General features: G+C 54.2%; 16 protein-coding genes and 1 tRNA gene. 10 read left to right on the top strand and 7 right to left on the bottom strand.

The annotated features are described in order from the left end of the window. From LJE94_08505 to LJE94_08475, 7 genes are all read left to right on the top strand, one after another. On the top strand, window positions 1–531 hold a 531-nt coding region (locus LJE94_08505), incomplete at its 5' end, for a hypothetical protein (protein MCG6910147.1). 191 nt (window positions 532–722) lie between these two features. Beyond that, window positions 723–2912 (top strand): acetate--CoA ligase family protein, encoded by a 2190-nt coding sequence (locus LJE94_08500; GenBank protein ID MCG6910146.1) that lies wholly within the window; start codon window positions 723–725, stop codon window positions 2910–2912. A 23-nt stretch (window positions 2913–2935) separates the two neighbouring features. Then, window positions 2936–3157, top strand: a complete 222-nt coding sequence (locus LJE94_08495; GenBank protein ID MCG6910145.1) for a hypothetical protein — start codon at window positions 2936–2938, stop codon at window positions 3155–3157. Between the two features lie 102 nt (window positions 3158–3259). After that, the gene (locus LJE94_08490; protein ID MCG6910144.1) at window positions 3260–4411 is read left to right on the top strand and encodes an MlaE family lipid ABC transporter permease subunit; all 1152 of its coding nucleotides are present in this window, start codon (window positions 3260–3262) and stop codon (window positions 4409–4411) included. 156 nt (window positions 4412–4567) lie between these two features. Then, window positions 4568–5347: an ATP-binding cassette domain-containing protein gene (locus LJE94_08485; GenBank protein MCG6910143.1), complete on the top strand. Its 780-nt coding sequence runs from the start codon at window positions 4568–4570 to the stop codon at window positions 5345–5347. 327 nt (window positions 5348–5674) lie between these two features. Next, window positions 5675–6685 (top strand): MlaD family protein, encoded by a 1011-nt coding sequence (locus LJE94_08480; GenBank protein MCG6910142.1) that lies wholly within the window; start codon window positions 5675–5677, stop codon window positions 6683–6685. A 30-nt stretch (window positions 6686–6715) separates the two neighbouring features. Continuing rightward, a complete protein-coding gene (locus LJE94_08475) occupies window positions 6716–7348 on the top strand; it encodes an ABC-type transport auxiliary lipoprotein family protein (GenBank protein MCG6910141.1) in 633 nt (210 codons plus the stop codon). Window positions 7349–7569: 221 nt separating this feature from the next. Here the strand turns inward: LJE94_08475 and rlmD are convergent, their stop codons facing one another. Next, entirely contained in the window at window positions 7570–8970 is a 1401-nt protein-coding gene (rlmD, locus tag LJE94_08470; protein ID MCG6910140.1) for a 23S rRNA (uracil(1939)-C(5))-methyltransferase RlmD, read from the bottom strand. Window positions 8971–9072: 102 nt separating this feature from the next. Between rlmD and LJE94_08465 the strand changes: the two genes are divergently transcribed. Continuing rightward, window positions 9073–9744 (top strand): alpha/beta hydrolase, encoded by a 672-nt coding sequence (locus LJE94_08465; protein MCG6910139.1) that lies wholly within the window; start codon window positions 9073–9075, stop codon window positions 9742–9744. A gap of 109 nt (window positions 9745–9853) precedes the next feature. Here the strand turns inward: LJE94_08465 and LJE94_08460 are convergent, their stop codons facing one another. From LJE94_08460 to LJE94_08445, 4 genes are all read right to left on the bottom strand, one after another. After that, entirely contained in the window at window positions 9854–10501 is a 648-nt protein-coding gene (locus tag LJE94_08460) for a hypothetical protein (GenBank protein ID MCG6910138.1), read from the bottom strand. 284 nt (window positions 10502–10785) lie between these two features. Beyond that, entirely contained in the window at window positions 10786–11349 is a 564-nt protein-coding gene (locus tag LJE94_08455; GenBank protein MCG6910137.1) for a glycerol-3-phosphate acyltransferase, read from the bottom strand. A 1-nt stretch (window position 11350) separates the two neighbouring features. Beyond that, window positions 11351–11824 (bottom strand): peroxiredoxin, encoded by a 474-nt coding sequence (locus tag LJE94_08450; protein MCG6910136.1) that lies wholly within the window; start codon window positions 11822–11824, stop codon window positions 11351–11353. 77 nt (window positions 11825–11901) lie between these two features. Further along, entirely contained in the window at window positions 11902–12606 is a 705-nt protein-coding gene (locus LJE94_08445) for a YkgJ family cysteine cluster protein (GenBank protein ID MCG6910135.1), read from the bottom strand. A 76-nt stretch (window positions 12607–12682) separates the two neighbouring features. Between LJE94_08445 and LJE94_08440 the strand changes: the two genes are divergently transcribed. After that, window positions 12683–13048, top strand: a complete 366-nt coding sequence (locus tag LJE94_08440; GenBank protein MCG6910134.1) for a hypothetical protein — start codon at window positions 12683–12685, stop codon at window positions 13046–13048. Window positions 13049–13268: 220 nt separating this feature from the next. Here the strand turns inward: LJE94_08440 and LJE94_08435 are convergent, their stop codons facing one another. Next, window positions 13269–13763 (bottom strand): DUF4124 domain-containing protein, encoded by a 495-nt coding sequence (locus LJE94_08435; protein ID MCG6910133.1) that lies wholly within the window; start codon window positions 13761–13763, stop codon window positions 13269–13271. 260 nt (window positions 13764–14023) lie between these two features. Then, a tRNA-Arg gene (locus LJE94_08430) sits at window positions 14024–14100 on the bottom strand. 50 nt (window positions 14101–14150) lie between these two features. Here LJE94_08430 and tadA point away from each other — a divergent pair. Further along, window positions 14151–14618, top strand: a complete 468-nt coding sequence (gene tadA / locus LJE94_08425; protein MCG6910132.1) for a tRNA adenosine(34) deaminase TadA — start codon at window positions 14151–14153, stop codon at window positions 14616–14618. Window positions 14619–14654: the final 36 nt, after the last annotated feature.

The following is a 14654-nucleotide window of genomic DNA, read 5'->3' as shown; positions in this document are numbered from 1 at the left end:
GCCCCCTCGGTGTTTCCGACGTGCAGCGCCGTCGCCACCCGAGACGACAACCGCCACGGCGCCGGCGGCGGCCCGACCCAGCCCATGAACTCCTTGAACACCGATTCGGTTTCCGGCGCAGACGGCTACCACCAGGTTGCCAAGGGAACCGACCTCTACAACTGGATGGAGGACGGTCAGCTATACGGCGTCCGCCTGGAACTGATACGGCCGAAACTCGACAACGGGGACGGTCAAACCTACGACTACCAGCTCAAGGCCTGGGTGGAGCGCCTCGACAACCTCAATGCCACAGAGAAGAGCAACTTCAAGGACACCGGGGCCACCTATGCCGACACGGCTCCCCTGATCTACCGCACCCTGAAAGATGGCAATCCGCTGGAACTGGACCAATCCGTGCACGACGACCTCAAGCAGATCCTTTTCGGCTTCACCGAGGGGACCGGGGGAGCCACCCAGGACATCACCATCAGGAACCTGGAGATGCGCTTCATCAAAACCTACCCGGTTGCCGACCTGTCCGACTGGTAGTAAATGCACCGGAAACGCTTTTACGTGACGCGAATGCGCCGCTATCTCATTTTTTCCTTCTTTCACCTAATTTTTCAAATCTCTTGGCAATTCAGTCCTTGATACGTCTTATTTCTTATGTTTAAATAAATGTTTCATTTAAAAATAATCGGTTCCTAAAATTTGAAACGCCCAGTAAAGGACCATCGGAAGTGAACATTGATGATTTTTTAAAAACAGCCCGGGAAAAGGAGCAGCGGGCCCTCTCCGAATACGATGCCAAGCGCCTTTTGGCTGCCTGCGGCATCCCGGTCGTGGACGAAAAAGCCGTTTTCTCACCGGACGAGGCCGCTCAGGCCGCCAGTGGCATGGGCTACCCGGTGGTTCTGAAGGGACTGGGCAGCCGCCTGATGCACAAGACCGAAAAGGGCCTGGTACGCCTCGACCTCAAGAGCGAAGCGGACGTCAGGGACGCCGCCGTGAAGGTCGCCGCGGATGCCGGGGACGACCTGGAAGGTTTTCTGGTGCAGCCTTTCGTTGCCGGGAAGAGAGAGTGGGTGGCCGGCATGTTCAGGGACCGGCAGTTCGGCCCGGTGATCATGTTCGGCGCCGGCGGCATCTTCACCGAAGCCCTGTCGGACGTGGCCTTTCGCCTGGCGCCCCTTTCGGAACAGGATGCCGCGACGATCCTGGACGAGATTAAAACCAGGGCGCTGCTGGATGCCTTTCGGGGCGAAGAGAAAGCCGATCGCCGACTCCTGATAAAAACGCTGACTGGCCTGTCCAACCTGGCGGTCAAGTACCCGCAGATAGCGGAAATCGACATCAATCCACTTGTCACCAGACCCGACGGCAGTGTCGTTGCCGTGGACGCGTTGGTCGTTCTGGGGGACGATGCCGAAAGCCCTACCAAAAAACCCGCGGTCGTCCCGGAATTGATCCGCCCCATTTTCTACCCCAGGTCCATCGCCTTCGTGGGGGCTTCTGCGCAGTTGGGCAAGTGGGGGCACACCCTGGTGGTAAACACCATCAGCAGCGGTTATCAGGGAGACATCTTCCTGGTCAATCCCAAGGGGGGCAAGATCGCCGGTCGGGATGTCTACAAAACGGTCATGGATATCGAAAAGAAGGTGGACCTGGCGGTGATCACCATCCCCGCGGCCGGCGTCATGGGGTTGCTCCCGGATCTCCAGGCCAAGGGCATCACCAGCGTTTTGCTGATCACTTCGGGATTCGGCGAAACCGATGCCGAGGGTAAGGCTCTCGAAAAAAAGCTGGCCGCCGCCGCGCAAAAGGCCGGCATTCAAATACTGGGGCCCAACACCATGGGCATCTGCAACCCCCACATCCAGTTGAACTGCACCAGCCTGCCGGTGAAACCGCGTCCTGGATCCACCACCCTGATTTCACAGTCAGGCAACCTGGGAACGCAGTTCTTGGCCTTCGCGGAGCAGCAGGGCATCGGCATTCGCGGCTTCTGCGGCTCGGGCAACGAAGCCATGACCACGATCGAGGACCTGCTGGAAACGCTTGAAGACGATTCCCTTACCCGGACCGTCATGCTGTATATCGAAAGCGTCAAGGATGGACGCCGCTTTTTCGAAAGCGCCCGCCGCGTCGGCATGCAAAAGCCCATCGTCCTGATGAAGGGGGGACAAAGCGCGGCAGGCACCAAGGCGGCCTCCAGCCACACGGGGGCCTTGAGCACGGATCGCCGCATATTCGACGCTGTCTGCCGACAGGCCGGCATCGTCAAGGTCGAACACTCCATGGACCTCCTGGACCTTGCCGCAGGGTTTTCCTCGCTGCCGCTGCCTAAAGGCAATCGCGTCGCCGTCATGACCCTGGGCGGCGGGTGGGGCGTGGTCACCGCCGACCTGTGCAATGCCTACGGGTTGGAGGTGCCCGACCTGTCTGCGGATATCATCCGTACCATCGACCAGTGGCTGCCGCCCTACTGGAGCCGTGCCAACCCCATCGATCTGGTGGGCGAACCCGACGGTGACCTGCCGATCGACATCATAGAGACCCTGCTCAAGTGGGAGGGGTGCGATGCCGTCATCAACCTGGGCATCATGGGACGCAGGCATCTGATCGGCCATTATATGGATGCCGTGATGGCGGCCGACCCTTCCTACGACAAGGAATTTCTCCTTGGAATCAAAAACGCCCTGGAAGAAGAAGAAAAGAGCTATGTCCAAAAGATTGTCGACCTGATGGAACGCCACCGCAAACCGGTGGTGGGCGTGTCGCTGATGACCGATGAAAAGGACAAAACCATCTACATGGCCGCAAAAAGTGATTTCAAGGGGGTGTTTTTCACCACTCCGGAAAGGGCGGTCAAAACACTCTCCAAGATGTACAGATACGATCAGTTTACGCGTTCCGGCCTGAATGGTTGACGGCGTGAACGGCGAAAGATGCTATGCAAACCACGACTGTTTATAAAAAACTCGATTTTGAAGTCGGACACCTGATCAAAAGCCCCTGCAGCGGTTGCGATGACAGGGTGAACTTTCCCGGTTGTTACAAATCCTGCCGGCTGCTCAGGCACATTCAGCAGATTTTGGCGGAAGCCGTTTCATGCACGCAGCACTTTTCAAGCCTGGAATCCTCGGCCCTGTCTCTCGAAGGGTGGCGAAAATAGATCCTGCCGGACGTCATAAAAATACGGCCGGCGGTATCTATTTTTAGAAGCGGCTGCGCCGCTTCAATCACAACATCAGCCGGCCGGAACGAAGACCAGCTTATGGTTACGAGACACATAACGACGACCGACGCAGCAGACATCTATGACGTCGCCGAAGACGAGTCCGGCGGCCTGCTCGTTCGTTTCAAAATGAATATCGATATCGATTCCACGCCGGCCATATACAAATTTCTGATGCCCTCCATAGACAGCCATCCGCCTCCCCAGTTGACCCTCGACCTTTCCGTTGTGAGCTATCTGGATGATTACGGTCTGCTGGCGGTCTTAGATATGGAATCTTCAGTCCGCAACAGTGGCGGACAGTTCAGTATCGTCAACGCCACCCGTCAGCTGAAAGCGCTCTTCGAACGCGCGGTTTACACGCGTGACGTCGAGTGTCCGATCTTTGAACGTGTCAGGGAGCCAAACTTTTTTCTGCGCTTCGGAGAATCAACCATCAGAGAATTGCACAATCTCCGTTACATGATCTCTTTTCTCGGTTCGATCGTATTGGGGTTGCTGCACACGGTTGTCAAGCCCCGGTCCCTGCGGGTGGAAGACACCATCACCCTTATGAAAAAAACAGGTGTCGATGCCGTCCCCATCGTAGGTCTGATCAGTTTTCTTTTGGGACTGATTATGGCGTTCATGTCTTCGATCCAGCTCCGGCAATTCGGAGCCAATATCTATGTGGCTTCTCTGGTTGCCATGGCCATGGTTTCGGAACTGGGACCGATTATGACCGCCATCGTGGTTGCCGGTCGCACCGGCTCTTCTTATGCGGCCGAAATCGGCACCATGCAGATCTCTGAAGAAATCGATGCTCTGTTCACCATGGGGTTCAACCCCACGCTTTTTCTGGCCGTACCCCGCATCGTCGCCGCCGTCATCGTTGTTCCCTTTCTGACGCTTTTTGCCGATTTCTTCGCCATAACCGGTGGAATGGTTGTCGGTGTGTTTCTGCTCGATCTGACCCCGGGGACCTATATTGCACAGACCCTCGATGCACTGGCGCTTTTCGAAGTGCTCTGGGGGCTGTTTAAAAGCGTCGTGTTTGCCCTGCTGATTGCCTGGACCGGATGCCAGCGAGGCTTTCAGGTAAGGGGCGGAGCGGCCGCGGTGGGCAATGCCGCCACGTCCGCAGTGGTCAACAGTATTTTTCTGATTATTCTTTTCGATTCCATTTTTGCGGTGATTCGTTCCTACTGGTAGTAAATTTTGCGGAGCAAAATTTACGAAACGCGGCTTCGCCGCTAAAAATTGAACGGGAAAAAACTGGCTTAAACGTCTATTTCAATAAAATGTCATATGGTGCTCTCGGGTGTTTGCATCGTCATCCCCGCTCAGAGCCAGATCTTTGAGTGAAGTATGTCACCGGAACCTATCATTAAAGTTCGGAACCTGGTCGCACAATACGGCAACGATGTGATCCTGCAGGACCTAAGCTTTGACGTGGCCGCAGGCGAAATCCTCGTCATTGTCGGCTCCAGCGGAAGTGGTAAATCGACGCTGTTGAAGCACCTCATCGGGCTGCAGCGGCCTCATGCCGGCGAAATCACCATCAACGGCGTGAACGTCACCGGCGATGACCCGGAAGCGTCACATCGTTTCTTCCGCGACATCGGTGTGCTTTTCCAGGGCAGTGCCCTTTTCGGTTCCATGACCCTGGCGGAAAACATCGCCCTGCCCATCGTCGAATATGGAAATCTGCCCAAAGATGCGGTACGCCGTCTTGTCAGCATGAAGCTCTGCCAGTTCGACCTCATCGACTATCAGGATCACATGCCCGGAGAAGTCAGCGGCGGCATGAAAAAAAGGGCGGGCCTGGCTCGGGCCCTGGCGCTCAACCCCAAGATTTTATTTCTGGACGAACCGACGGCCGGCCTGGACCCGGTGCGGTCTATGGAAATCGACGAACTGATCCGACAGATCAACGCCATGATCGGAACCACAATGGTAATCGTCACCCACGAACTCGACAGCATCTTTAACATTGCAAAACGTGTGATCATGATCGATAAAGGTAAAAAAGGAATCATTGCCGAAGGGAACCCGCTCTTCCTTAAAAAGCACAGCCCGGACCCCTTGGTGAAACAGTTCTTCAGGCGCCGGCTTACCCCGGAAAGCGAAGATGCCCGGCCCCAATGACTGCACATCTGCCATATATAGGTTCCGTTTCAACATTGGGGTGGAAGGTGGCGGGTTTATTTTTTCAAAGCACCATATATCAATATTCTGCACGGCTGTCGTAGTGCCCTGCCGGATTGATGATGTTTCCACTATCTGAATTTTAGTAAAAATCTGAATGTTTCCATCAATAATCCGGCGGGCACAGGGTATGCCTTGGTTTGATATGATGCGTTGAAAAATAAACCCGCCAAGGGCTTAGGGCATATGGAACGGTATTCTGAAACAAACTATAATCTCGCTGCTATTACGTTTTGAATAGACACTAAAAGAGGGTAATGAGGACATATGGCATCGGTCAGAACAAAGATGGCAGTAGGCATTTTCGTGGTAGCCGGGTTCGCCATGGTTGTTTTCACCGTTATCTGGCTAGGGATGTCGAACTATCTCGAAAAAGGCAAATTCTACGTGGCTTATTTCGATGAAACGGTGCAGGGTCTCGACCGTGATTCCCCTGTCAAGTACCGGGGGGTTTCCATTGGCAAGGTTCACAGCATCGGGGTGGCACCTGATGCGCGTCTGATCAGGGTGGTGCTGAAAATTGAAACGGGATTGCAACTCGACAAGAGCATCGTTGCCGAACTCAAAGCCGTGGGCATCACAGGACTCATGTATGTCGAGCTGGAAAAAAAAAGGGCGGGAGATATTCTTGTTTCTCAGCGGGAAGCCTTTCCTTCACCCTACCCCGTTATCGACACCCGCCCATCAGAAATCAGGAAAATTATGGGCGCCCTTAACGACGTGCTGGTTGAATTCAAGGGGCTGGACATCAAAGGCATCCTGCAAAACCTGAATTCTATGCTCGCAAAAATGGAACAAACCATGGATGATGCCCAACTCAAACGTCTCTCCGGTGATATGCGCTTGGCCATCGAAGATATCAGGCAATCCATGGAGCCCACGAAATGGCGTACGACCATCGATGCCATCGCCGCCGCCGTTGAGAACATCGACGCCCTGTCGACCGAAAGCCGCGGTACCATTGCCCTCTTCGACAAGACACTGGTAAGAACCGACGGCCTGATAGCTGACAATGCGGTCGACATCCAGGCATTGATAGCGGGAATGCGCACTTCCCTGGACAACATCAACCGGCTTACCGTCAACAGCAACCGGCTGGTGGAGCAGTCCCATCAGGAAATCGCCTCGTTGGCGGCAGACATGAAAAAAACACTTAAAAGCTACGAAAAAGCCGGTAAAAGCCTCGACCGGTTCCTGGAACGCATTGCCGACCAGCCGTCACAGTTGTTTCTGGGAGAACCGCCCGTCGAGAAATCGATGGGAAGCAGGGGGAAGTAGGCGCCAGAAAAAGGAAAGGACACCATCACCATGCCCGAAACCGTTTTGAGGATTTTCATGGCCATGCTCTTGTGTGCAGTCCTTCTCGGCGGTCATGCCTGCACCGGCATCAGGCAGGCGCCTATAGATGTCCACTACTACACCCTCGAATATGACCCGCCGCAACCGGAGGAAAATGCACCCCTTCCCTATGTCCTCAGGATCGATCGTTTTCAGGCCTCGCCCCTTTACGATTCCAACCGAATCGTTTTCAAAGTTAAGCCGTTCAAGAGAGACGAGTACGTGTATCACAAGTGGCGCGCCCAACCGGGCGATCTCGCATCGTTCTTTCTGATGCGCGACTTTGAGGAATGCGCTCTTTTTAAAGCGGCGCTCTACGAAGACTCGGTACTGCCCTGCACACATATCGTCACCGGCGTCGTGGAGGAATTCTACCAGGAGGTCGACGGGAAAAGCGCCGAAGCCGTGTTGACGGTCGTCATTACCTTGATCGACAACCACGAGCAGAACAGCGGGGACGCCGCACTGATGCAAAAGAGGTACCATGTGCGGCAGGCCGTTGCCGATATGGAGATACCCAGCTTTGCCGGCGCCATGAGTGCCGCCATGCAACACCTGTCGGCCGCTGTCATCAGGGACGTTTATGCACGGCTATCCCAATAAAAGTGTGCGCCAATAAAAGCGTGTACCACGCTTTTATGTAACGCGACTGCGTCGCTTCCAAGCCCGACATGATGGGTTAGGCTATTCAATTTCCAGTTTAATAGCGGCGACCTGCCTCGGCGGAGCGCGACTTGTCGCGGCGTCGTTCGAAGAACAACGGAAGAGCGAAGACGGAAGCCGCGTTCACTGACAAAAAAGTCCTGAAGCGGAATTTATTACATTCAGCTCCAGGACTTTTTTGTCAGCAGCGCCACGGATTCAATGTGATACGTGTGCGGGAACAGGTCCACCGGCTGGACTTCTATCAGCCGGTATGCGGCGGACATCATGGCCGCGTCGCGGGCCAGGGCGGCTGGATTGCAGGACACGTAAACAATTTTTTCGGGAGACATCTCTAATATGGTTTGAACGACATCTTTGTGCATGCCCGCTCTCGGCGGATCGACAATCATTACCTCGGCGCGGGTATCGACGTGCTGCAGGCGGTGCCGCATGTCTCCCTGGAGGAAGCGGCAGTTCACGACCCCGTTCGCCAGACAGTTGACCTCAGCGTCGGCCACGGCACTTTCCACCTGTTCGATACCGATGATTTCCCTGGCGCAACCGGACAGGTAGATGGCGATGGAGCCGGTACCGCAATACAGATCCAGCACGGTTTCATGCCCTTTCAGGTTCGCGTAAGCCTTTACCGTGTCGTACAATTTCCGGGCGCCGTCCGTATTGGTCTGAAAAAATGAATTAGCTGAAATCTTGAATGCAACCCCCCCTATCCTGTCCGTCAAGCAAGGTTCTCCGCCAAGATGGATTTCCTTCTGCCCGAAGGCCACCCCTGCTTTGCTGGCGGTAATGTTATTGACGACCGACACGATCTCAGGATATTTTTCCAGCAGCATCTCTGTCAGCGGTCTCAGAACACCGGTGTTTTCCGTGGCGGTAATCAGGTTCACCATCCACTGGTCATGCGCGGCGGAGTGCCTCAGGGTGACAAAGCGCCAGAAACCGGTATGGCTCCGCAAACCGTAAACCGGTTCACCCGACGTTTTTATATAGCGACGCACATCTTCGAGTATGCGATTTCCCAGCGATGACTGCAGAAGGCAGGCATCGATGTCCAGCACCTTGTAGAAGGTTCCGGGCACATGGAGGCCCAGGGCGATACCGGCCTCCCGCGGATCGGCAACCGCCATCTCTTCGGGGAGCAGCCAGCGTCTTTCGGCGCAGGTGAATTCCATCTTGTTGCGGTAACCGAAGACCTTGTCGGACGGCAGCGTCTCGTGGACCACGGCATCGCGGATCTGACCGATGTGCGCCAACGCCTCCTGGACATGCTGTCTTTTGAACATAATCTGTTGTTCGTAGTCGAGAAACTGCCATTTGCAGCCCCCGCAGTGACCGCTGTACGGACACGGCGCAGCGACGCGCAGGGGAGAAGGTTCGATCAGATGCTCGACACGTGCTTCGGCATAGGATTTTTTCTTCCTGGTAACCCGGACGCTTGCCAGGTCGCCCGGAACGGTTTGATCGACAAAAAGCGTAAAGCCGTCCGGTTTGGCAAGCCCCCTGCCCCCAAAGGCGATTTTTTCAATCTTAACTTCGATGATTTGATTCTTCTTGACCGCCATAATACATTTCCATTTTTTGTATTCGACACAGCCAGCCAACGCCATAGGGTGGCCATCATATGGTATTGAGATTCTTCGATCAATGGCTTATGGAAGCCTGTTATGATAAAAACAATGGAATTTACCTCCGATGGATATCGACTGATCGGCACCCTCCACCTTCCGGAAGCGCTCCCCGCGCCCATGGTGATTGGCTGCCATGGACTGATAGCCGACCGCAATTCTCCCAAGCAGACGGCCCTGGCCAAGGCGTGCTGCCGACAGGGAATCGGCTATTTCAGGTTCGATCATCGCGGTTGCGGCGACAGCAGGAGAGAATTCGATCAGGTGGCATCATTGCCGGAAAGGTCTCGGGACCTATCGGATGCCCTGCGGCTGGTGCGTTCCCTGGATGCCTGCAGCGGGGATTTGGGGCTTTTCGGGAGCAGCATGGGCGGTGCGGTATGCCTTGCGGTGTGTGATACGGAGGAAGTCGCGGCCGTGGTCACCTTTGCCGCGCCCCTGCACAGCCGGTTTTCACCTGCCGGCGATCATCCGCTCTCAAGCCCATTCGATATCACAGGCAGCATGCATAAGGTGAAAAACATTCTCGTCATCCACGGAGCCTGCGACGAGGTGGTTCCCGTGTCCCATGCCAGGTCGCTCTATGAGCACGCCTCCCGCCCGAAAAAAATGATCATCCAATCCGGCGGCGACCACCGCATGAGCGACCCGGGTCATCAATCGGCCTTTATCCGGGAAAGCGTTGCCTGGTTTGCGAATGTCCTCTTATGATGAAAATCATTACCCTGAAAAAGCCAATCCGAAGTGGCTTTGGGTATCGCGCCGATAATGGCAAATAACAGCAACGAAGTCGCGCTTCATAAATTTTTCGTAGAAAAATTTATTGGCAGAGCTTGCTAACGGCCTGCCCGCGCCAGCGCCCTCTTCCGGATATGGTCGGAATGTTGTTTTCCTCGAGGTGCCTTGCTATTTTCTCATAGCTGAAGCCCTGGTTTCGCAACCCTTTAATCATCGACACCAGGTCATCGCGTTGGTTTCCTTCTGCGCCTTCAGTCGTGGCGACCGCTGCATTCTCCCCTTCGGATAACCGGCTTGGATCGGAGGGCTCGCGGATGCCGACCGCCTGCTCCCGCGCTGCTTCTTCGGGGGCGGCTTCGCATCTGTCACCTTCACAAATCGACTCTATGCTTTCGAGGGCGGGAACGTCAGATCCCGTCGATCCTGCAAGCTGCTTCAAAAAAGATGCGATGGTTTCCATGGCCTCGGCTTTGCGCTCTTCCGCCTCGATCAGCTTCTTGCGGTCTTCCGTCAGGGATTCCAGCAGACTTTTGATGGTGGGCAACAGTTTGTTTATGGCGGCATAAGCCTGTGTCTGTTCATTCTGCTGGGACCGATAGGTTCCCTTTCTTTTCCTGTCAACAGTGTTCATCCGGTCGTTTGGCCGGTAACCGGGCGAATCGTAATTTCTTCGGTTTCTGTCGAAGCGCTTGTCCTTGTTGCTTCGAAGACTGTGAAGAAAATCATTCATGTAATCCTCCAATTGTCGATCGTTTATTGTCGTTCGTTTATGAAAATCCTTTAACGCAAAACGCGCCATTTTTGCGTCTTCAAACACGGTTTACCTGAAACTGATTTCTCTAAGCACTTACTTTGGATAGAAGAGATCTCTGAACGTGATCATAAGAATGTCAGGAAGGGCTTCCGTTTTCTCAGAACATCACACAGCTCCTGGGTTTTGTCAACAGCCAGCCCGTAAAAATAGCACTATTTTTCATATTTCTTATGAGGGCCACTGTATTCGATGAACCCGATTTAGCCTTTGCCGACCAATTCGCTCAGGTTCCGACGGTGAGACAAAAAAATAAACAGCACCGTCACCATCACACCGGCCGAACACCACGGCCGAAAAGCGCAATGGGACATGGAGGCATAGGCAAGAATCGACACCATGACGAATGATCCGATGAAAGGTATGCGTACGACAGCATAACACAGCAGCCATGACAGTGCCGATATCAAAACGGCAAAGGGGACACTCCACAGAGAAAAACCGAGATAATTGGCAACGCCTTTGCCGCCCCTGAAACCATGAAAACAGGGGTAGCGATTGCCCACAATAAGGGCGAAGCCGATCCAGGGGACCCAGCCCCCCGAAAGCATGGACACCGCCATTGCGGCTACGAGAAAGGATCGCCCGACATCCATCAGCAGCACGACGCCCGCCATGGTCAATCCGCTTTGCCTGTAAACGTTGGTCATACCGGGGTTGCCGCTGAAGGCATCTCTGGGATCGCCGTTGCCGGTCAGTTTGAAAATGATGATGGAGAAATTGATCGATCCGGCGATATAAGCGAAAATCAAAAGCAATAACGGCATATCAACGTCTATCTTGCATTAGCGTTTCTAACACTTTTTGGGCATGATCGGCGGCCTTGGCCACCCGTTTCCAGTGCTTTTTGACCTTGCCATCAGCCCCGACCCACACGGTGGAACGGATGACCCCCATGGTGACTTTGCCGTACATCTTTTTTTCACCATAGGCTTCGTAGGTTTTTAGAACCTTTTTTTCAGGATCGCAAAGCAACGCAAAAGGCAGATCCAGTTTTTCAATGAATTTCTGATGAGACGGTTCCTTGTCAGGCGATATGCCCAATACGACCGTGTCTAATTTTAGGAATTCGCCGTAAGCGTCACGGAATCCCTCGGCCTCTTTGGTTCAGCCTGACGTGTTGTCTTTGGGATAAAAATACAAGATGACATTTTTTCCCTTGAATTCACTGAGCTTCACCTGCGTTCCCCGGGCATCGGGGAGGCTGAAATCGGGTGCTGGTCGTCCTTCTTGTATCGCCATTTCTATCTCCTTCCTAATCGCAACTTGGGTCCTTGTTTGAATGCCTTGAAAAGCCTGTCGCGTCGGTTCATTTCGGCTTACCTGTCGAAGCCCCGGCACCCCGTCATGACACCGTGTTTGCGGCTGACAGGATAGTCGCGGCAGATACGCGGCTTGATATCGTGAATTCGGCAAATCCATCGATTTTTATCCGGAACCTTTGTCAAAAACGGGCATTGATCTGCGAGTTCTCCGGTTTTGGGGTCTTTCCAGATGCGATAGGAACTCGCACCACCCTTTTTTTGGGCGACACCGACCCAGGCGAGAATGTCGTATCGCTGCGCTTCCTTCCACATCTCAACGTCCTGTTCGGTAAGCGCGTCATGGTAATCCAGGGCTTTGCAGCAGTTTCCGCATTGAACGCAGACGAATTTTTCCATACCCGTTTCGATACAAACCCCGGGTTCCCCCGTTGCGGGATCGACGGCCGGGACAGCCCTCTCACGAAACACCCGTGAGCAGACGGCCGCCATGGCATCGGCACCAGGACGCATGGATTTCACAATATCGCACACATAGGCGCGAAGCGCTTCGCCGTCAAACCACACCATTTTTGATCCCCTTTCAGGGGCCACCCATCTGCCGCTTTTTCCCGGTTCGCTCTTGAGGACGATCCCGCCGTCTGAAATGACCCGCAAAACCTCGCCGAACAGCATGACCTGCGGCTCGTAGCGTCGAAAATCCAGGCAGACGGCCTCGAGGGCCTCCTCGACGGTCAGGAATATGGCATCCCGCTTGCCCATTTATTTTCTAAGCCCCGTATAAACCCAGTACAAAAGCCATCCAAGCGCGACCGGCCCTACCCCGAGGTAGAGGTAAATGATCAGGTCATTTTTCCAGGGTCGAAAATATGCCGCCGCCGCGAATGGATATACAACCGATGCGGCAACGGCCAAACGTGCTTTTGCCGACATGACCACCGGCCGCCTGGCAATCGGGATCTGCCGTTTGGCAGGCATCATCCGCGGAACGAAAAATATCGCCGCGACAATAGCGGCCACCAGCAAAATTTCATTCACCCCTGACATCGTAGCTCCTCCCCAAGGACAGATAAGCTTGCCCTTGAAAACGGTTCGGGTCGTTTTCAAAGCTACGTATCAGTTTATGGCCGGCCTGTCCATCTTTACCCCAACGTTGCAACAGCCTGAGGGCTTCAGAGCCAAGGCGTCGAGGGTGAAGTCGTAGCTCTTTACTTCGAACCCTCAGCAATAAAGGCGCCGCAGGCGCTGCTCGTAGAGCCTGAAGTTCTCAGGCTTTCCCGAAGGGTAAGCAACATGGCAAAATAGGCAAGATCCTTGGAGTGAACCGCTGGTTTTATTCAGGAACTTGCGATGCTGTTATGAAATTGAAAGTTATGTCGAAGCACTATCTATTATCTGTTATGCTGTTTAAGCAACCTTGGGGCTTAGGGAGTGATGGCCTGGCGGGGTGGCGTGCGGCGCGGATGCCGCTCGTAGGGAACGGGCCGCGCCGGCCCATAGCCTGGACCGATCCAGGGGGCCACGTAAATTTCCCTGCGGCGCTGTTTTTCTTCGGCGACGGTGCGTGCTTTTTCTGCGGCTTGGAGGGCTTGCTCGGCCTTCTTTTCGGTATCCCGCAACTGCCTTTCCGTCCTTTCAAGCCGTCCTTCGAGCTCGTGTTTTTCCCGTTGCCGCTGTTTCTCGGCGGTTTGTTCCAACATTTTCATGTAGGCTTCCCTGTTTTGCCGATCCCTTTCCCGATCGTGGGGAATTTCCTGCTCGACATTCATCTGGACCGCGCTCTGAGGCGGGGTGTCGCTGTAATGCCGCACGCCGTTTTCGTCGGTCCAGGAGTAAATCTCGGCCATACCGGAAAACGGCGCTAAAAGGAATGCGCCGAGCAGCAGCGGATACACATATTTTTTTACGGGTGCAAGCATTCGCATGGGTTCCGGATACGTTTACCTACCGATTGGGTTCAATTTCCTTCAGGGCTTAGTTCCCCTAAAGGTTGCTGCAGATCGAAATCGCTTTCGAAAAGGATTATAATCCTTTGAAAATATGTTTGTTCTGTTCATTCTTAAAATTTGAAACGCTCACCTTAGGTTTTAATATCTTCACTCATTTATGATAAGTCAAATCCGATAGGGTGTCTCTAAAAATAAAAAAAGCGAAATCGTTACTGATTTCGCTTTTCTTATGGCGCGCCCGGCAGGATTCGAACCTGCGACCTACGGATTCGTAGTCCGGCACTCTATCCAGCTGAGCTACGGGCGCAAAATGAAACCGTTTGAATTTTTGTTGCTTATTAGGCTATACAACCCCGTATGTCAACCATATTTCTAGAGCATGAACATTTCATGGGGATAGCCATCGCGGAAGCCAAAAAAGCGGAAGCCTCGGGCGAGGTCCCGGTCGGCGCCGTCCTCGTCGATGCTGCCGGCGACATCGTGGCCACAGGGCACAACCGGACCATTCTGAAATCCGATCCCACCGCCCACGCCGAGGTCGAGGCCCTGCGTAAGGCAGCGGCGAACTTGCATAATTACCGGTTGTTAAGCACCACGCTATATGCTACTGTCGAGCCCTGCGTCATGTGCATGGGGGCCATCGTGCACGCACGGGTCGCCCGCGTCGTTTTCGGCGCCGCCGATCCGAAATGGGGGGCGGCGGGCTCGCTCTATAATTTTTCCGAGGACGTGCGCCTGAATCACCGTCCGGAGATCATCGGCGGCGTAAAGGAAACGGAATGCCGCACCATGATGCAACTTTTTTTTCATTCGCGTAGAAAGTAGACATCTTAACAAAAACCTAAATTGAACGTTTCAAAT

This window comes from Deltaproteobacteria bacterium, from assembly GCA_022340465.1.
Classification (GTDB): domain Bacteria; phylum Desulfobacterota; class Desulfobacteria; order Desulfobacterales; family B30-G6; genus JAJDNW01.
Note: the sequence above shows the minus strand (reverse complement) of the source record. Positions and strands in the feature narration are given on the sequence as shown.